Source organism: Paracoccus sp. (in: a-proteobacteria) (assembly GCF_030536915.1).
Taxonomy (GTDB): domain Bacteria; phylum Pseudomonadota; class Alphaproteobacteria; order Rhodobacterales; family Rhodobacteraceae; genus Paracoccus.
In genome coordinates this window covers 31,041-49,513 of the sequence record NZ_JAUNPC010000005.1, presented here as the reverse complement: position 1 = coordinate 49,513, position 18,473 = coordinate 31,041, and the positions used below count along the sequence as shown (strand labels likewise).

Below are 18,473 nucleotides of genomic sequence, written 5' to 3'. Positions count from 1 at the left end.
GTGGCCCCGAAGGGCGGGCGCGGCAAGGGTCAGGCCGCCGGCAGGTTCCAGCGGCGTTCCAGCGCCTCGATCGCCTCGATCCGGCGCGGGATCGGCGGGTGAGACGCCAGCCAGGCGACCGGTCGCCCGGTCATGCCGGTCAGCCGGTCCAGCCGCGCCAGCAGCGTCTTTTGCGGGCCGGTGCCGAATCCCGCCTTGACCATCAGCGCGGCGGCAAAGGCGTCGGCCTCGTATTCATCCTTGCGCGAAAGGCTTGCCGCCAGGGCCGAGGCAGCCAGATGGGCGATCCAGGGACCGATGAAGGGGATGAAGCGGCCGAAAGTGGTCGCCAGCACCATGCGGACGAGGTTCTGCCCGGCGAAATCCATCATCCGCCGCCGCGCATGGCCGTGGGTGACATGGCCCAGCTCATGCGCGATGACCGAGGCAAGCTCGGCTTCCGTCACCCGCCCGGCGTCGAGCTGGTCGAGGAAGCCGCGGGTCAGGAACACCCGCCCGTCCGGCGCGGCAAGGCCGTTGACCGGCTTGATCTCGTAGACATGCGCCTTGACCCGCCCGATCCCCATGGCGCGGCCCAGCCGGTCCAGCGCCGCCGCAAGGCGCGGGTCGTCCAGCGGGGTCGAGTTCTGGGTCAACTGCTGGCGCAGGCGCCAGGCGGACAGCAGCCACATGGCGATGGCGTAAAGGATGATGAGCAGGATCGGCAGCAGCCTCATGCCGCCAATCTGGGCGCTGCAGGGGGGACGATCAACGGCCTAGCCGAGAACGCGCATCGCCCGTGTCAGCCCTTCCAGCGTCAGCGGCATCATCCGGTTCTCGAAGATGCGGGCGATCATGCCGATGGACTGGGTATGGCCCCAGTGGCGTTCGGGGACCGGGTTCAGCCAGACGTGATCCGGCCATGTCTCGCAGAGCCGGCGCAGCCACAGCTCGCCCGGTTCGGGGTTCCAATGCTCGTTGGCCCCGCCGGGCGCCACGATCTCGTAGGGCGACATCGAGGCGTCGCCCACTACGATCACCTTCCAGTCGCGGCCATAGCGGTGCAGCAGGTCCCAAGTCGGGATGGTCTGGTCCCAGCGGCGGCGGTTGTCGCGCCAGACGGATTCGTAAAGGCAGTTGTGAAAGTAGAAATGTTCGAGGTTCCGGAACTCGGCCCGGGCGGCCGAGAACAGTTCGTCCATGACGCGGATATGGTCGTCCATGCTGCCGCCGACATCCAGAAGCAGCAGCACCTTGACGGCGTTGCGGCGTTCGGGCCGGGTCTGGACGTCGATATAGCCGTGTTCGGCGGTGGCCCGGATGGTGCCGGGCAGGTCCAGTTCCTCGGCCGCACCGTGCCGTGCCCACTGCCGCAGGCGCTTCAGTGCCACCTTGATGTTGCGGGTGCCCAGTTCCACCGTGTCGTCGAAATCGCGGAACTCGCGCTTGTCCCAGACCTTGACGGCGCGGCGGTGGCGGCTTTCGTCCTGTCCGATCCGCACGCCCTCGGGGTTGTAGCCGTAAGCTCCGAAGGGCGAGGTGCCCGCCGTCCCGATCCACTTGTTGCCGCCCTGGTGGCGGCCCTTCTGCTCGGCCAGACGCTCGCGCAGCTTTTCCATCAGCGCCTCGAAGCTGCCCGCGCCCTCGACGGCGGCCTTTTCCTCGGGGGTCAGCAGCTTCTCGGCCAGCTTTTCCAGCCATTCACGGGGCAGGGCGGCCTCGCTGACCAGCGCCTCGACGGGAACGGTTTCCAGTCCGGCGAAGCTTTCCGCAAAGGCGCGGTCATAGCGGTCGATATGGCGTTCATCCTTGACCAGGATCGCGCGGCCGACGGTGTAGAAATCGTCCACCGACCAGCCCGCAACGCCCGCCTGCATCGCCGCCATCAGGTCCAGCCATTCCCGCAGGGAAACCGGAACCCCGTGGCGGCGCAGCGCGTCGAGGAAGGGGCGGAACATGGCCCTCAGCCCCTCATGGCGCGGTCGATGAAGATCGTCGCGAACAGTCCGAGGATGGCGAAGGCCAGCGCATGGGCCGCGGCATATTGCAGCCGGTCCTTGACGTTCCCCCGCGCCTGCCGGGCGCGCAGGTCGCCCAGAAGCGCGCCGAGGACGATGGCGATGATGACGATCATGAGCCGCCCCCGGCGTGCAAAGGAAAGACGATCAGCGGGTGCTGTAGGCGAATCAAGACGGGGTGACAACCCGCCGGGGCGCAACCGTGAATGGTCATGGTTTCATTGGTGCAATCTGGGCGAAAGAAAGTTGACCAGTCGTCGGAATTTCTCTCCTCACGGGTGTAATAGGTGCATGCTAACTACCTGAACATGCGTCAATTTATACAACATTATTGTTCTGTTTGCCGCAGGCTTGAGGCATAACCGAGCCAAGCCTGTCTGGCCCTGTGTTTACCAGTTTTCCGGTTGTCGGAGTTACCAGCATGACCTTCTGTTCCTGCCCCGCGCCGGGCGGCTGCGATACGACGTTCAAAGCCATCTACCTCGGCGATGTTCACAAGGACCAGTATATCGACCAATGGGAGCTCATCCCCGGCGCTGAATCCGCCGGCTGCCTGAGCGGCACGACCTTCGGCTCTGGCGACGACCCGCTTGCGGGCAACATCGTCGACATCACCGTCACCCGTGACTGGAACGGGGACGGCAAGCTGGAAGGCAACAACTTCCTGGGCCTTTACGACACCTTCAGCACTTCGCCCGCGGTCGATGTGCCGCAGCGGGGGACGGACATCGTCAAGCAGGTCGACAGCTTCAGGTTCGACGGCGTTTCGCAATACAAGGCGGTCATCACCTATACGGATGGCACCTGCGCCGACGCATTGGTCACCGTGATCCAGGACGACCTGGGCCGCACCTTCCTTGTCCCGCCGGAAAACGGCAAGGGGGTCGAGGCGATCAATGCAAAGCCCATCGCCTCGATCGAACTGGGCAAGGCGATCCCGGACAAGGACGGCGACTACAACTACTGCCCGCCCGACAATCTCCATCCCGTCCCCTGCTTCACCGCCGGGGTGCGGCTGGCCACGGCCAAGGGCCAGCGCCCGGTCGAAAAGCTGTCGGTCGGCGATCTGGTCGAGACGGCCGACAACGGGCTGCAGCCGATCCGCTGGATCGGCAACCGGACGCTGGATGCCGTGGATCTCGCGGCCATGCCGCGGCTGCGGCCGATCCGCATCCGCAAGGGCGCGCTGGGCGACCGGCTGCCCAAGCGCGACCTGCTGGTCTCGCCGCAGCACCGGATGATGGTCCGCTCGGCCATTGCGCAGAAGCTGTTCGGCACGGGCGAGGTGCTGGTCGCGGCCAGGCACCTGCTGGCGCTGGACGGGGTCGAGGTGGCCGAGGATGTCACCGAGATCACCTATGTCCATCTGCTCTTCGATCGCCACGAGGTCGTCTATGCCGAGGGCGCGCAGTCCGAATCGCTGTATACCGGCGAACAGGCGCTGCGCGCGGTGGGCGAGGGCGCGCGGGCCGAGATCCTCGCGCTGTTCCCCGAACTGGCGGAACGGACCGCACCCGGCGCGCGGATGTTCCTGAACGGGCGGCAGGGCCGCGATCTGGCCGCCGGGCACGCCGGCGTCCCGCTGCAGTGACACGCAGCAATGTGCGTTGAATGGAAAGGGCCCCCTCGCGGGCCCTTTTCTGTTGCGCGGCGTTCGGGATTTCAGCTTCGGCCGAGCCAGCAGGGTTGAACAGCCTCGACGCGGCGATTACCTTTGATGCAACACGATTTCGGAGGGCGTTGCAGATGACGCCCAGGCGTCCCGCGGGTGCGGACGCGTCCCCGGCCCTGCTGGCCACGCCTGCCGTCACCCGCAACCCTGACGAGGGGTCGCTTTACGCGGCCCTCGATCTGGGCACGAATAGTTGCCGGATGCTGATCGCCCGTCCGACGGGCAGTCAGTTCCAGGTGATCGACAGCTTCTCGAAGCCGGTCCAGTTGGGATACGGCCTTGAGGCATCTGGCCGTCTTTCGGGTCAATCCATGACCCGGACGGTTCATGCGCTGCAGGTCTGCCGGCGCAAGCTCGACCAACACGGCGTCCGCCGGATGCGGCTGGTCGCGACCGAGGCCTGCCGCCGCGCCCGCAACAGCCGCGATTTTCTGCGGCTGATCCGGCGCGAGACCGGCTTGCCGCTGGAAATCATCGCCCCTGAGGAGGAGGCGCGGCTTGCCGTGATCTCCTGCGCGCCGCTGGTCAGCCTGCGGACGGAACAGTTGCTGGTGGTGGACATTGGCGGCGGCTCGACGGAACTGGTCTGGATCGACCTCGGCGATGTGGAACCGGCCGAGCGGCCCCGCGCGATCATGCGGCTGGCGGATGGCTTCGACGACCGCTCGCCGGGTTCGGCGCGGGTGGTGGACTGGATCAGCGTCCCCTTGGGCGTGGCAACCCTGCGCGACCAGTTCGACGACGTGAACGACGACCCCGCCCGTTTCGCCCTGATGAGCTGGCAGTTCGAGCAGATGCTGGAAGGCTTCGCGCCCTATGCGACCGGATCGAAGGCCGACGACAAGTTCCAGGTGATCGGCACCTCGGGCACGGTCACGACGGTGGCGGCGAGCCACCTCGGGCTCAAGCGTTACGACCGGACCAAGGTGGACGGGCTGACGATGACCACGGCGCAGATCGACCGGGTGATCCAGAACTACCTGTCGCTCGGCCCCGAGGGCCGCCGCGCCGATCCCCGCATCGGCCGGGAACGGCACGCGCTGATCATGTCGGGCGCGGCAATCCTGCAGACGCTGATGCGGGTCTGGCCGACCAGCCGCCTGTCGGTCGCCGACCGGGGGCTGCGCGAGGGGCTTCTTTACGCGCAGATGGTGCGCGACGGGGTGCTTGCCTCGGACGGTCTGATGGGGGTGGCGTGATGGCGACGGGATCGGGTGGCAAGGGTCGCGGACCTGTGCCGGGCAGCCGGGCGGGCAAGGGCACTTCGGGGCGCGGCCAGCGCGACCTGCGGGTGCGGGTCAAGACGGCCAAGGGGCGCAAGCTCTCCTCGACCCTGTGGCTGGAACGGCAGTTGAACGACCCCTATGTCGCCCGGGCGAAACGCGAGGGTTTCCGCGGCCGAGCCGCCTACAAGATCATCGAGCTGGACGACAGATACGGCTTCCTCAAGCCGGGGGCGCGGGTGGTGGATCTCGGCTGCGCGCCGGGCGGCTGGTGCCAGGTTGCCGTCGGCCGGGTGAACGCGCTGGGCGAGGCCAAGGGCAAGCCGCAGGGCCGGGTGCTGGGCGTGGACCTGCAGACGGTCGATCCCATTGCCGGGGCCGAGATCCATCAACTCGACTTCTTGTCCGATGGCGCGGACGATCAGATCAAGGCCTGGCTCGGTGGCCGTGCGGACGTGGTGATGTCGGACATGGCGGCGGCTTCCTCGGGGCACAAGGGCACGGACCACCTGCGGATCGTGGCGCTGGTCGAGGCCGCCGCCGAGTTCGCCTTCGACGTGCTGGAACCGGGCGGCACCTTCGTTGCCAAGGTGCTGGCGGGCGGGGCCGAGCAGGGGCTGCAGGCGACCCTCAAGCAGAACTTCGCCACGGTCGCGAATGTGAAGCCCCCGGCGAGCCGATCGGATTCATCCGAGAAATTCGTTGTCGCAATGGGCTTCCGCGGACGCCGGGAATCTATTGGCCAGGAGCCTGCCGTGAATGCCTCGGGTGAGGGCGCCTGAGGGCAGGGTGCCGGTCGATCACGCAGGCAGCCGGGGAATGGCCGAAGCCGGCAGGCTTCGCAGGCAGTTCCGTATTTGACAATGGATTCCTCTGCAAAGGCCCCGCCTGTCCGAGCATCGAGAGGTGCGGAATGTCACCGGATTGAGTGACAGGCGCGTTCTGGCCAGGGATCTTGTCACTTTCGACGGAAGGGCCATTCCTGAAGACATCTGCCTTCCGCCACCCTGATCGCCAGCGGTCCTCTCCCTGCCTTGGAACTTCCACCGCCCTTTCCGGCGCGCCGTTGCGTCACGCCTGCGCCCGGAACGCTTCTGCCGGTCGTCCCGTGAATGCCATCAGGACGCGGTTCAGATGCGCGGTTCCGGTGAAGCCGAGATCCTCGGCGATCTGGGCAAGGCTGCGGGTGCGATCCGGCAGCAGGGCGACCGCGCGTTCGACCCTGAGCTTGTAGATCAGGTCCAGCGCCGAGCAGCCCCGCTGCCGGCGGCAGGCCATGTCCAGCCCCCCTGCCGTCATGCCCAGCGTCTCGGCCAGATCGGCGATGGTCCGTCCGCGCCCCATCTCTCGGCCCGCGAGTTCGCAATAGGCCTCGACCAGCGCATGGCTGTCCTGACCCGGCAGGGCAGGGCCTGCGGGTTCCGGCCGGGCGGACAGGCGGTGCAGCGTGGCCGCGATCAGTTCCAGCCGGCAGGCGGCGGTGGCGCTGGCAATGGGATCGTGGCTGCGCATCGCCAGCGCGGCGATATCGGCCGAAAAGGCGTCGCTGGCCCCTGTGCCGACCAGAATGCGGTTGGGCAGCGCCAGCCGCCGGCCCATGTCGCGCTGCATCAGCAAGGCCTGACCTGCCACGCCGGGCTGGGGATCGGCGGCAAAGGCGGTGCCGGCAGGCAGGAAGATCACGCTTCCGGCGCTGTGGTCCACCGCGCCGCTGGGCAGGATGATCCGCATCACCCCCGCCGTGACGCGCATCAGGCAGTGATCCCCGCGGGTCCGCCCGCTGCGGACGCCATCGGGCCGGGCCGGTCCCCCCCAGACGAAGCTGCCCAGCGGCAGCAGCCGCAGCCCGGTTTCGGGCGGACGCGGCCGCCCGGCATAGGGCGTGATCGGGGCTGCGGGCTGCGGCGAGTTCGCCGGCGGCAATGGCGTGAACGCGTCCGGCGCATTGAGGGGGCAACCGGCGGGATAAAGGCTGTCGTTAAATAGATTCGGGTCAGCGGACATCGGCCTGCCCCCAGATTCGTCATGTGAAAATATCGCACATAAAACGTTGATAAACCATCAACGTTCCCGAAAATTCTTCAAACGTGAACGATGGTCCAGTTGCGCATCCGGTTGCGGAACCAAATCCTCTGGCTTTTCGCATATTGACGCGTCGCGATGACCGCGCGCTCTCTGGCCTCGGCCAGTGTGGCGCGTCCTTCCAGGTGGTCCTTCAGCTCGGCCGCGCCGATCGCGCGGGTCCATTGTGCGCCCGCCTTCCAATGGGGCAGCATCTGCCGCACCTCGTCCAGCGCACCCTGCTGCAGCATCGCCTCAAAGCGCGCGGCGATGCACCGGGCAAGCCGCTCGCGGTCCATCTGCAGCACGAAGCGCTGCGCTCCCTCGGGCGGAATCAGCGGCGGCGGCGTTTCCATCTGCCACTCAGCCAGCCCCCGGCCGGTCGCGCTCAGAACCTCCCACGCGCGCTGGACGCGGGCCGGGTTCCGCAGGTCCAGGCCCGCGCGGGTGCGCGCGTCCAGCGCCTCGACCATCTCCTTCAGCCCGCCGCGGGCCAGCCATGCGTCACCCTCGGCCCGAATCGCCGGGGGAACCGGGGGAATGACGGCCAGCCCCGAGGTCAGCGCCGACAGATAGAGCCCGGTCCCCCCCGCGATCACCAGCGGGCGCGCCTGATCCAGCAATGCCGCGACCTCGGCCAGCCAGTCTCCGACCGAATAGCTGCGCCCCGGCACGATGTGGCCGTAAAGCAGGTGCGGAGCCGCGGCTTCATCCTTGATCGAGGGACGCGCCGTCAGCACCCGCCAGCAGGACCAGACCTGGAGCGCATCGGCGTTGACGACCGCCCCTCCGGTCGCCCGCGCGATCCGCAGCGCCAGCGCCGACTTGCCGGATGCGGTCGGTCCCGCGATCAGGACCGGGCGGCCCGGATCGATGGCGGCGACGAGCCGCGCGATCTGCGCTTCGGTGGCGCCTGACGCGGCAGAGGCGGTGTTGATCATGCGCCCTATCTGCGCCATTTTGCCGGCCGATGAAATCCGCGGGGGCCACAGCATGACCGAAACCGATCTGACCAACCCCGCGGCGCCTTCCCCTCAGCAGGGTGCCGGCTACGACCGGGTCATGCTGAAGATCTCGGGCGAGGCGCTGATGGGCGACCAGGGCTACGGGCTGCATCCCCCGACCGTCGCCCGCATCGCCAATGAGGTGAAATCCGTCCACGACCTCGGCACCGAGATCTGCATGGTGATCGGCGGCGGCAACATCTTCCGCGGCCTGCAGGGCAGCGCCCAGGGGATGGAGCGGGCGACCGCCGACTACATGGGGATGCTGGCGACGGTCATGAACGCGCTGGCCATGCAGGCCGCGCTCGAGGCGCTGGGCATCCACACCCGCGTCATCAGCGCCATCCGCATGGACGAGGTGGCCGAGCCCTACATTCGCCGCCGCGCCATCCGCCACCTGGAAAAGAAGCGCGTCATCATCTTCGCCGCTGGCACCGGGAACCCGTATTTCACCACCGACACCGCCGCGACCCTGCGCGCCAACGAGATGAACTGCCAGGCGATCTTCAAGGGCACCAAGGTGGACGGGGTCTATGACAAGGACCCCAAGAAGCATGCCGATGCCGTGCGCTACGACAACGTGAGCTATGACGAGGTGCTGCAGAAGCACCTGAACGTCATGGACGCCTCGGCCATCGCGCTGGCGCGGGACAACAACCTGCCGATCATCGTCTTCTCGCTGGACGAGCCGGGCGGCTTCTGCGGCATCCTTGCGGGGAACGGCACCTATACGCGGGTCCACGAATAGGAACTCCGGACGGCCGCGTTCGTTCTGCCTTGAAGCCAGACGAGAGGCGGCCATGTCCGAACAGATCCCCCTTTCCGACGAGGCAAGCGCGGTCGAGCCCGAGCTGGATGCCGCGCGGCGCGACCACACGCATGAGCTCGCGCCCGATCTTGCCTATCGGCGCCTGGGCATCGTCAACGTGATCTTCGTGGGCCCCTCGGGCGCAGGGGACCGCGAATGGGTGCTGATCGACGCGGGGCTGACCGGGACGGCGAGCCTGATCCGCAGTGCCGCGCAGGCGCGCTTCGGGGAAGGATCGCGCCCCGCCGCCATTGTCATGACGCATGGTCATTTCGACCATGTCGGCGCGCTGGAGCAGTTGGCCGAGGAATGGGACGCCCCCGTCTACGCGCATCCGCTGGAACACCCCTACCTGAACGGCAGCGCCGCCTATCCGCCCGGGGATCCGAGCGTCGGCGGCGGGCTGATGGCGCGCCTCTCGCGCCTTTACCCCCGGTCGCCCGTGGATGTCGGCGCGCGCCTGCGCCCGCTGCCCGAGGATGGCAGCGTGCCGTTCATGCCGGGCTGGCGCTGGGTCCACACGCCCGGCCACTCGGTTGGTCATGTCTCGCTCTGGCGGGACGGGGATCGCGCCCTGATCGTGGGCGATGCCTTCTGCACGACAGGGCAGGAGTCCGCCTATGACGTCGCCCTGCAAGAGCCGCAGATGCACGGCCCGCCGATGTATTTCACCATCGACTGGGAAGCCGCCGAGGAGGCGGTGAAGAAGCTCGCCGCGCTGGAACCCGAACTTGCCGTGACCTTTCACGGCCAGCCCATGCGCGGCCCCGAGATGCGCACGGCGCTGCACCGGCTCGCGCGCGAGTTCCGGGCGGTGGCGGTGCCGGAAAAGGGCGAATATGTCGCCCGTTCCCGCAGGGCCGGGGACGGCAGCGCCTATGAGAAACCGTAAAGCTGTCGGCAACTGCGGCGGCGGCGCACCTATACAAACCTGTCCGCAAGCGGCTATACACCCCAAAAACCATCTGCGAGCAGGATTATGGCCGACGAGATCGAGATCGATACGGATGACCTTGAGCGCCGCATGAAAGGCGCGATGGACAGCCTGCGGCACGAGTTTTCCTCGCTGCGGACGGGCCGCGCCTCGGCCAGCATGATCGACCCGATCACCGTGGACGCCTATGGCTCGCCCACGCCGATCAACCAGTTGGGGACCGTGAACGTGCCGGAACCGCGCATGGTCACGATCAACGTCTGGGACAAGGGCATGGTCGGCAAGGTGGAAAAGGCGATCCGCGAAAGCGGCCTCGGCATCAACCCGCAGACCAACGGCACCATCATCATGCTGCCGATCCCCGAACTGAACGAGGAACGCCGGCGCGAGCTGACCAAGGTCGCCGCCCAATATGCCGAAAGCGCCCGTGTCGCGGTGCGTAACGTCCGCCGCGACGGCATGGACCAGATCAAGAAGGCCAAGGCCAAGGGCATGGCCGAGGACGACCAGAAGTTCTGGGAATCCTCGGTGCAGGAACTGACCGACAAGATGATCGCCGAGGTGGACAAGGCACTGGAATCGAAACAAGCCGAAATCATGCAGGTCTGACATCATGGCCGAAGCAGCGCCGGTCATCACGCCCGCCTTCGTCCATGGCGCGGCCCGCCCCCGCCATGTCGCCATCATCATGGACGGCAACGGGCGCTGGGCCACCGAACGCGGCTGGCCGCGCCTCGTCGGCCACCGGCGCGGGGCCGAGCGGGTCAAGCAGATCGTCCGGGCAGCGCCCGACCTGGGCGTGAACTGGCTGACGCTTTACGCCTTCTCGACCGAGAACTGGAAGCGCTCGACCGAGGAAGTGCTGGGCCTCATGGGCATCTTCGCCCGCTACATCCGGCGCGAGGCCGACGCCATGGCCGCGGAAGGGGTGCGGATGCGCTTTATCGGCGGGCGCGAACGGCTGGACCCCAAGCTGCAGGCGCTGATGGCGGGGATCGAGACGCGGACGGCGGGCAACTGCCGCCTGAACCTGACCGTCGCCATCAACTACGGCGGCCGTGACGAGCTTGCGCGGGCGGCGGCCCGGCTGGCCGGCAGGATCGCGACCGGCGAGATCGCGAAGCCCGGCGAGGCCGACCTTGCCGCCTGCCTCGACACTGCCGGCCATCCCGACCCGGATCTGGTGATCCGCACCTCGGGCGAGGCGCGGACCTCGAACTTCCTGCCGTTCCAGGCCGCCTATGCGGAATACGAGTTCACGCCGGTGCTGTGGCCGGATTTCTCGCCGGCGCATCTGGCCGAGATCCTCGACCGCACCAGCCTGCGCCAGCGCCGTTTCGGAGCGGCATGAGGGGCCTGCCCCCACCGCGCGTCGCGCCACAGGGCCGCTGGCCCGACCTGGCCGAGCGGGTCGGCTCGGCCCTGATCATCCTTGTTGCCGGCACCGCGCTGCTGGTGCTGCCGGTGTTGCTGGCCAGCATCGGCATCTCGGTCCTGTTCGCGGCCCTGATGTGGGAACTGACCCGCCTCGTGGTCCCGGCGCCGCAACGCGGCCGGGTGATCGGCGTCGGCCTGCTGTCGGGCGTGGCGATGGCCCTGACGCTGCTTTGGGGATCTTGGGGGGCGCTGGCCTTCATCCTGCCCCTTGGCCTCGGCACCCGCATTGCCCGGCGCGAGATGCGGCTTGCCTATGTCGGCTTCAGCCTCCTGATGGTCATGGCCGCCTGGGGGCTCTTGTGGATCCGCATCACCTTCGGCCTGGGCGAGGCGGTCTGGATCGTGGCGCTGGTCGTGCTGTCGGACGTGCTGGGCTATTTCGTGGGCCGCAGCGTCGGCGGCCCCAAGTTCTGGCCCGCCATCAGCCCCAAGAAGACATGGAGCGGGACTGCCGCCGGCTGGGTCGGCGCCGCCCTGCTGGGGATCGTCCTCGTGATCCTCGGCCGGGCCGATCCCGGCGTGATCGTGATCGGCCCGCTTCTCGCCTTTGCCGGCCAGATGGGCGATATCGCCGAAAGCTGGATCAAGCGGCGGGTCGGTGTAAAGGACAGCTCGCGCCTGATCCCCGGACACGGAGGGCTGATGGACCGTTTCGACGCGATGGCCGGATCGCTCGCCGCAGCGACGGTGCTGGGATTGGGCAACTGGCTGCCGATCGTGGGCTGAGATGCGCAGCGTTTCCATCTTCGGCGCGACCGGCTCGGTCGGGGAAAGCGCCTTCGACCTGCTGATGCGGTCGGGCGGCCCCGCGGCATGGCGGACGGTCGCCCTGACCGGCGGGCGCAACGTCGCGCGGCTGGCCGAGATGGCGCGCGCCCTGCGGGCCAAGATTGCCGTGATCGCCGACGAGGCGCTGCTGCCTGATCTGCGCGAGGCTCTGGCGGGCTCGGGGGTCGAGGCCGCAGCCGGCACCACCGCCATCGCCGAGGCCGCCGACCGGCCTGCCGACTGGGCATTGTCGGCGATCGTGGGCGCGGCCGGACTTGCCCCCGGCCTGCGGGTGGTCCAGCGCGGCGGCACGCTGGCCCTGGCGAACAAGGAAAGCCTTGTTGCCGCGGGCCGTCTTCTGATGGGCACCGCAAAGCGCAGTGGCGCCACGATCCTGCCTGTGGATTCGGAACATTCCGCCGTTTTCCAGTGCCTTGAGAATGACAGTCTCGACCGGGTCGAGCTTGTCACCCTGACCGCCTCGGGCGGCGCCTTCCGCGACTGGCCGCTTGAGCGGCTGGCCCAGGCCACGGTGGCCGAGGCGTCCAGCCATCCGAACTGGGACATGGGCCAGCGCATCACCATCGACAGCGCCTCGATGTTTAACAAGGCGCTGGAAGTCATCGAGGCGCATGAGTTCTTCGGCCTGCCGGAAGACCGCATCGCCGTCCTGATCCATCCCGAATCCATCGTCCATGCGCTTGTCGCCTATATCGACGGCGGCACGCTGGCGCATCTGGGACCGCCGGACATGCGCCATGCCATCGGCCATGCGCTGCACTGGCCACGGCGCGAGAAGCTGCCGTTGCCGCGGCTGGACCTTGCCGCCCTGGGCAGCCTGACCTTCCGCGCGCCGTGCGAGACGCGCTGGCCCGCTCTGGCGCTGGCGCGGCAGGTGATCGCGCAGGGCGGGGCCGCCGGGGCGGTGCTGAACGCGGCCAAGGAACAGGCGCTGGACGATTTCATCGCCGGCCGCATCCGCTTCACCGACATGGCGGGGGCGGTCGCGCATGCGCTTGATCTCGCGGCGGGGCGGGCGGGCTTCGGGAACAGTCCCGACAGCCTGCAGACCGTTCTGGAATGGGACGCGCAGGCGCGGCGCGATGCCGCGGCGTGGCAGGCGGCGGCATGATCGGGGAAATCGCCGGGCAGATGGGCGGCCTCGCCTGGACGGTCGCCGCCTTCATCATCGCGCTGTCGATCATCGTGGGCGTCCACGAATACGGCCATTACATCGTCGGCCGCTGGTCGGGCATCCGGGCCGAGGTCTTCTCGCTGGGCTTCGGGCCGCGGCTGTTTTCCCGCCGCGACCGGCGCGGCACCCTCTGGCAGGTCGCGGCGATCCCGCTTGGCGGATATGTCCGCTTCCTCGGGGATGCGGATGTGGCCAGCGCCACCCGCGACGGCTCGGTCGATCCCGGGGTTGCGCGGCAGACGCTGGGCGGCGCGCCGCTCTGGGCGCGGTTCGCCACCGTGGCGGCAGGGCCGTTCTTCAACTTCATCCTGGCCGCTGCCGTCTTTGCGGGCGTGGTCATGTGGCAGGGGCTTGCCACCGACCGCGTGGTGGTGGGCGAGATCGCGCCCGCGCCCCCCGGTATCGTCAACGAGTTGCGGCCCGGCGACGAGGTGCTGGCGGTCGGGGGCCAGCCCGTTACCGACTGGGCCTCGCTGTTCCGTCTGGCCGAGGCGCTGCCGCCCGCGCCGCAGCAGCCGTGGACCGTCCGCCGTGGGGGCGACGAGATCACCGTCACCGCCCCCGATGTCGCGCCGCCGCGCGTCTCGGGCGTGGGGCCGCGCAGCGCCGCCTCGGCGGTGGACCTGCGGCCCGGCGACGTGATCCTGGCGGTCGAGGGCCGGCCGATCACCCGCTTCACCGACCTGCGCCCGACCGTCGAGGCCGCGCAGGGCCGCCCCGTCACCCTGCGGGTCTGGCGCGAGGATGCCGGAGAGGCTGACTTCGTCCTTGTCCCGCGTGAACAGGACCTGCCCCGCGCCGATGGCGGCTTCGAGAAACGCTGGCTGATCGGCGTGACCGGGGGAGAGGGCTATATCCGCCCCGCCACCCGCACCCCCGACCCGTTCGAGGCGCTGTGGATGGGCGCGCAGCAGACATGGGACGTGATCTGGGGCTCACTGACCGGGCTGGTCGCGATGGTCACCGGGCAGATCGGCCGCTGCAACCTGTCCGGTGCGATTTCCATCGCCGAGGTGGCGGGCGACGCGGCAAGCTCGGGGGCGGGCAACTTCTTCTGGCTGGTCGCGGTGCTGTCGGCGGGCATCGGTTTCCTGAACCTGCTGCCGATCCCGGTGCTGGATGGCGGACACCTAGCCTTCTACACATGGGAGGCCGTGGCGGGCCGACCGCCGTCACCCCGCGTCATGGACGTGCTGACCCGTATCGGCGTGGCGCTGGTGCTGGCGCTGATGTTCTTCGGCCTCTCCAACGACATCCTTTGCCGCTGAGGCGGGGGTTTGCTTTGACAGGACAGGCGGCAGGGGTTTAATCCTGCCGCAAATGCGACCGGGAAAACCGGCGCGATACGCCAGGCGCAAGGGACAGGTCATGTGGGATCGCAGGATGGGCGCAAGCCCGGCTATCAGGGGCACGCGGGCGCTCGTCTCGGGACTGGCGCTGACGGTCATGCTGGGGATGCCGGCGGCTGCCGCCGTCTATTCCGAGGTGCGGCTGGAAGGCGCGCAGGGGGTCGATGCGGAAACCATCCTGTCGCTGGCCGACATCCGCCGCGGCGCCGACCTGTCGCTGGGCGACCTGAATGACGCGCAGCAGCGGCTGCAGCAGTCGGGCCTGTTCGAGACGGTCGAGATCGTCCCGCAGGGCAGCACGCTGGTCATCCGCGTCAGCGAATACCCGGTCATCGACGTCATCAGCTTTGAAGGCAACCGCCGCCTGAACGACGAACGGTTGGGCGAGATCGTGCAGTCCCGGTCGCGCCGAGTGTTCTCGCCCGCGCAGGCGGAACGGGACGCCCAGACCATTGCCGCCGCCTATGCCAGCGAGGGGCGCTATGCCGCCCGCGTCGATCCCCGCGTGATCCGCCGCCCCGGGAACCGCGTGGACCTGGTCTTCGAGATCCGCGAGGGCGCCCTGACCGAGATCGAGCGCATCGGCTTCACCGGCAACCGCGCCTTTTCCGACCGCCGGCTGCGGAACGTGCTGGCGACCAAGCAGGCGGGCATCCTGCGGACCTTCATCCGCCGCGACGTCTTCGCCCCCGAACGGACGCAACTGGACGAGCAGCTTCTGACCGACTTCTACCGCTCGCGCGGTTACGCCGACTTCCGGGTGCAGGCCGTGGCCCCCGAGATCGCCCGCGAACGCGACGCCTTCTTCGTCACCTACAACATCTACGAAGGCCCGCGTTACACCTTCGGCCGGGTGAATGTGGTCAGCGAGGTGCCGGGCATCTCGGCGGATGCTTACGTGGCGCAGAACCGGGTACGGCCGGGACAGGTCTACAGCCCGCAGGCGGTCGAGAACTCGATCCAGCGGCTTGAGGCGGTGGCCCTGCAGCAGGGTGTCAACTTCCTTGCCATCGAACCCCGGGTGACGCGCAACCCGCGCAACCAGACGCTGGACCTGACCTTCGCGCTGACCCGCGGACCGCGTGTCTTTGTCGAGCGCATCGACATCGAGGGCAACACGACGACGCTGGACGAGGTGATCCGCCGCCAGTTCCGCACCGTCGAGGGAGACCCCCTGAACCCGCGCGAGATCCGCAACTCGGCCGAGCGTATCCGGGCCTTGGGCTATTTCGCCGACGCGCAGGTGGAAACCCGCGAAGGATCCAGCCCGCAGCAGGTGATCGTCGATGTCAACGTCGAGGAGCAGCCGACCGGCAGCCTCGGCTTTGGCGCCAGCTACGGGGCCAGCCAAGGCGTCGGCTTCAACGCCTCGCTGACCGAGCAGAACTTCCTTGGCCGCGGCCAGACCGTTGCGCTGTCCTTCTCGACCGCCAGCGGCTCGCAGGGGTTCGATTTCAGCTTCATCGAGCCGTCCTTCCTGTCCCGCGACCTGCGTGCCCGCCTGTCGGCCTGGTACCGGACCTCGGACTACGACAACGCCCGCTTCAACACGCGCAGCGTCGGGATCTCGACCGGGATCGAGTTCCCGGTCAGCGAAAATGGGCGCGTCGAACTCAGCTACCGGCTGAGCAAGGACAAGCTGTATGATGTCGATCCCGTCGGCTTCGATCCCGAGACCGGCGAATGGATCGGCTCCTCCCCGATCCTGGTGGGCGAGCAGGGCGAGCGCGTCAGCTCGGCGCTTGGCTACAGCTACAATTACGACACGCGCGGCACGGGGCTGGACCCGCTGACCGCCTGGAAGCTGCGCTTCAGCCAGGATTTCGCCGGCCTCGGCGGCGATGTGGATGCGGTCACCACGACGATGCTGGCGGGTGTCGAAAGCCGCGCCTGGCGCGAGGAGGTCGCGCTTCGGGCCGAGTTCGAGGCGGGCGCGCTGGTCATGCTGAACGACAGCGAAAGCCGCATCACCGACCGTTTCCGCGGGACCGGCCGCATCCGCGGCTTTGAATCGAACGGCTACGGTCCCCGCGACCTGAACGCGCCCTACGAGGACGCGCTGGGCGGCAATTATTTCTGGGCGGCCCGGGCCGAGGCGCAGTTCCCGCTGGGCCTGCCCGAGGAATACGGCATCAGCGGCGGCATCTTCGCCGATGCGGGTTCCGTCTGGGGGCTGGACAATGTCGCTGGATACGGCCGCGACACCAACGACCGCGACGGTGACGGAAACGTGACCGAAGCCATCGACGGCAGCGTGGACGACAGCATGAACATCCGCGCCTCGGTCGGGGTGTCGCTGTTCTGGACGACGCCCATCGGGCCGCTGCGCTTCAACCTGTCGAAGGCGATCAAGAAAGAGGATTACGACAACACGCAGCCCTTCGACCTGTCGATCTCGACCCGGTTCTGATGCGCCGCGCGCTGGGGCAGGCGGGTCTGGCGGCGGCGCTGCTGGGAGCGCTGCTAGCGGCGGCGCCCGTGGCAGGGCAGGAGCCTCCGCCCGCGCGGCCCTCGCCCTTCGGCTCTGCCCGTCCTCCGCAATCCCCGGTTCCTGCGCCGCTCGATGACGCGGGCGATCTTGCGGGGCCGGAACTGTCCCGGCCCGCCGCGCCTGGACCCCAGCCTGCGGGACCGGCTGCCGAGGGTGGCGCGCCCCTGCGGGTGGTGCCGCCCGCCCTGCCGGCCGGGGGCGCCACCGCCGCGCTTGGCCGGGCGGTGCTGACCGTGGACCAGGAGGCCATGTACCGCCAGTCGCGTTGGGGCATGCGCGTCCAGGCCGAACTCGCGGCGCAGTCGCGGCAGGTGGCTGCCGACAACGACCGCGCCTTTGCCGATCTGGTCGCCGACGAGGACGCCCTGACGGCCGCCCGCGCCACCCTGTCGCCCGAAGAATTCCGCCAGCGCGCCGCCCGCTTCGACGAGCGGGTGATGGCTGTCCGCGCGGAGCGCGAGGCCGCGCGCAATGCGCTGGCAGAGATGTCCGATCTCGACCGCGCCCTTTTTGCCCAGGCTGCCGCGCCGGTGCTGGGCCGGCTGATGACCGCGCGCGGTGCGCTGGTGGTGCTGGACCAGCGCACCGTGCTGATCGCCGATGAACGCATCGACGTCACTGCCGCCACCATCGCGGCGCTGGATGCCGAACTGGGCGACGGGCGCGAGATCGTGGCCGCCGCGCTGGCGCAGGCCCGCGCGCGCGACGAGGCTGCCGGGGAAGAAACCGCAGGGGACGCGCCCGGGAACGCGTCCGGCGGCTCTGCCGCGGCGCCCGCCGGAACGGCGCTGGACCTGCCCGAAGGCGCCCCCGCCGCCCCGCAGGACCCGCGCTAGGCGTGGCGGAGGGACCGCGCGACCGCCCCCTTGCCTTTGCCGGGCAGAGGATCGGCCTGCTCGGCGGCTCGTTCGACCCGGCCCACCAGGGGCACCTGCATATCACCCGCATGGCGCTGCAGCGGTTCCGGCTTGACCGCGTCTGGTGGCTGGTCAGCCCCGGCAATCCGCTGAAGCCGCATGGTCCGGCGCCCCTGGCCCGGCGGATCGACGCGGCCCGCCAACTTGCCCGCGACCCGCGCATCCTTGTCACGGGGATCGAGGCGCGGCTGGGCACGCGCTGGACCGCCGACACCATCGCGGCGCTGCGGGCGCGCTATCCGGGCGTGCGGTTCGTCTGGCTGATGGGGTCGGACAACCTCGTCCAGTTCAGCCGGTGGGACCGCTGGCGCGGGATCGCGGCGCAGGTCCCGATCGGGGTGATCGCGCGTCCCGGGTCCCGCATGCCTGCCCGCAGCGCCCGCGCCGCCCGTATCCTCTGGCCGCATCGCCTGCCCGAAGAGCGGGCCGGGCGTCTGGCCGACATGGACCCGCCCGCCTGGGTGCTGGTCAACGTGCCGATGTCGGGCCTGTCCTCCAGCGCCATCCGGCGCGGGCGGGTTGCCGCCACCGGGGATGGGTCCGGGGGCGACGGGACCGGGCGCGCCTTGCCAATGCTTTCGCCGATTTGCTAGGCACGACGGAAACATTCGGAGCAC

At 69.0% G+C, this 18,473-nt stretch carries 18 protein-coding genes; 13 read left to right on the top strand and 5 right to left on the bottom strand.

Annotated features, from left to right (window positions below):
- Positions 1-29: 29 nt before the first annotated feature.
- From Q4F04_RS02040 to Q4F04_RS02030, 3 genes are read right to left on the bottom strand one after another with little or no spacing between them, the layout of a single operon-like run.
- The gene (locus tag Q4F04_RS02040; RefSeq protein ID WP_303368170.1) at positions 30-716 is read right to left on the bottom strand and encodes a M48 family metalloprotease; all 687 of its coding nucleotides are present in this window, start codon (positions 714-716) and stop codon (positions 30-32) included.
- 39 nt (positions 717-755) lie between these two features.
- Positions 756-1,937, bottom strand: a complete 1,182-nt coding sequence (locus tag Q4F04_RS02035; protein WP_303368169.1) for a VWA domain-containing protein — start codon at positions 1,935-1,937, stop codon at positions 756-758.
- A 5-nt stretch (positions 1,938-1,942) separates the two neighbouring features.
- Positions 1,943-2,113, bottom strand: coding sequence for a hypothetical protein (locus Q4F04_RS02030; protein WP_303368168.1), 171 nt, complete (start codon positions 2,111-2,113; stop codon positions 1,943-1,945).
- A gap of 305 nt (positions 2,114-2,418) precedes the next feature.
- On the opposite strand from Q4F04_RS02030, the gene Q4F04_RS02025 reads away from it, so the two are divergent.
- From Q4F04_RS02025 to Q4F04_RS02015, 3 genes are all read left to right on the top strand, one after another.
- Positions 2,419-3,588, top strand: coding sequence for a Hint domain-containing protein (locus Q4F04_RS02025; RefSeq protein ID WP_303368167.1), 1,170 nt, complete (start codon positions 2,419-2,421; stop codon positions 3,586-3,588).
- 155 nt (positions 3,589-3,743) lie between these two features.
- On the top strand, positions 3,744-4,868 hold the full coding sequence (locus Q4F04_RS02020) for a Ppx/GppA phosphatase family protein (RefSeq protein ID WP_303368166.1): 1,125 nt from the start codon (positions 3,744-3,746) through the stop codon (positions 4,866-4,868).
- Positions 4,868-5,674, top strand: coding sequence for an RlmE family RNA methyltransferase (locus tag Q4F04_RS02015; RefSeq protein WP_303368165.1), 807 nt, complete (start codon positions 4,868-4,870; stop codon positions 5,672-5,674). Before Q4F04_RS02020 ends, Q4F04_RS02015 begins: the two co-directional genes overlap by 1 nt.
- A gap of 289 nt (positions 5,675-5,963) precedes the next feature.
- On the opposite strand, the gene Q4F04_RS02010 is transcribed toward Q4F04_RS02015, so the two are convergent.
- Positions 5,964-6,896 (bottom strand): helix-turn-helix domain-containing protein, encoded by a 933-nt coding sequence (locus Q4F04_RS02010; RefSeq protein ID WP_303368164.1) that lies wholly within the window; start codon positions 6,894-6,896, stop codon positions 5,964-5,966.
- Positions 6,897-6,973: 77 nt separating this feature from the next.
- Positions 6,974-7,894: a tRNA (adenosine(37)-N6)-dimethylallyltransferase MiaA gene (miaA, locus tag Q4F04_RS02005; RefSeq protein ID WP_303368163.1), complete on the bottom strand. Its 921-nt coding sequence runs from the start codon at positions 7,892-7,894 to the stop codon at positions 6,974-6,976.
- Between the two features lie 121 nt (positions 7,895-8,015).
- Here miaA and pyrH point away from each other — a divergent pair, with 121 nt between their 5' ends.
- The 10 genes from pyrH to Q4F04_RS01955 all read left to right on the top strand — a co-directional run bounded on the left by pyrH (position 8,016) and on the right by Q4F04_RS01955 (position 18,449).
- On the top strand, positions 8,016-8,705 hold the full coding sequence (gene pyrH, locus Q4F04_RS02000) for a UMP kinase (protein WP_303368190.1): 690 nt from the start codon (positions 8,016-8,018) through the stop codon (positions 8,703-8,705).
- 52 nt (positions 8,706-8,757) lie between these two features.
- The gene (locus Q4F04_RS01995) at positions 8,758-9,657 is read left to right on the top strand and encodes an MBL fold metallo-hydrolase (RefSeq protein WP_303368162.1); all 900 of its coding nucleotides are present in this window, start codon (positions 8,758-8,760) and stop codon (positions 9,655-9,657) included.
- A gap of 87 nt (positions 9,658-9,744) precedes the next feature.
- Positions 9,745-10,308 carry a ribosome recycling factor gene (frr, locus tag Q4F04_RS01990; RefSeq protein ID WP_303368161.1) on the top strand — a complete coding sequence of 188 codons (564 nt, stop codon included), beginning with the start codon at positions 9,745-9,747 and terminating at the stop codon, positions 10,306-10,308.
- A 4-nt stretch (positions 10,309-10,312) separates the two neighbouring features.
- Entirely contained in the window at positions 10,313-11,050 is a 738-nt protein-coding gene (uppS, locus tag Q4F04_RS01985) for a polyprenyl diphosphate synthase (protein WP_303368160.1), read from the top strand.
- Positions 11,047-11,862 carry a phosphatidate cytidylyltransferase gene (locus Q4F04_RS01980; protein ID WP_303368159.1) on the top strand — a complete coding sequence of 272 codons (816 nt, stop codon included), beginning with the start codon at positions 11,047-11,049 and terminating at the stop codon, positions 11,860-11,862. Before uppS ends, Q4F04_RS01980 begins: the two co-directional genes overlap by 4 nt.
- A 1-nt stretch (position 11,863) precedes the next feature.
- Positions 11,864-13,036 (top strand): 1-deoxy-D-xylulose-5-phosphate reductoisomerase, encoded by a 1,173-nt coding sequence (gene dxr, locus Q4F04_RS01975; RefSeq protein WP_303368158.1) that lies wholly within the window; start codon positions 11,864-11,866, stop codon positions 13,034-13,036.
- Positions 13,033-14,367, top strand: coding sequence for an RIP metalloprotease RseP (gene rseP / locus Q4F04_RS01970; protein WP_303368157.1), 1,335 nt, complete (start codon positions 13,033-13,035; stop codon positions 14,365-14,367). The genes dxr and rseP overlap by 4 nt, the downstream gene beginning before the upstream one ends.
- 100 nt (positions 14,368-14,467) lie before the next feature.
- On the top strand, positions 14,468-16,858 hold the full coding sequence (gene bamA, locus Q4F04_RS01965) for an outer membrane protein assembly factor BamA (protein ID WP_303368156.1): 2,391 nt from the start codon (positions 14,468-14,470) through the stop codon (positions 16,856-16,858).
- Positions 16,858-17,775, top strand: coding sequence for an OmpH family outer membrane protein (locus Q4F04_RS01960; protein WP_303368155.1), 918 nt, complete (start codon positions 16,858-16,860; stop codon positions 17,773-17,775). The genes bamA and Q4F04_RS01960 overlap by 1 nt, the downstream gene beginning before the upstream one ends.
- A gap of 2 nt (positions 17,776-17,777) precedes the next feature.
- Positions 17,778-18,449: a nicotinate-nucleotide adenylyltransferase gene (locus Q4F04_RS01955; RefSeq protein WP_303368154.1), complete on the top strand. Its 672-nt coding sequence runs from the start codon at positions 17,778-17,780 to the stop codon at positions 18,447-18,449.
- Positions 18,450-18,473 lie beyond the last annotated feature (24 nt).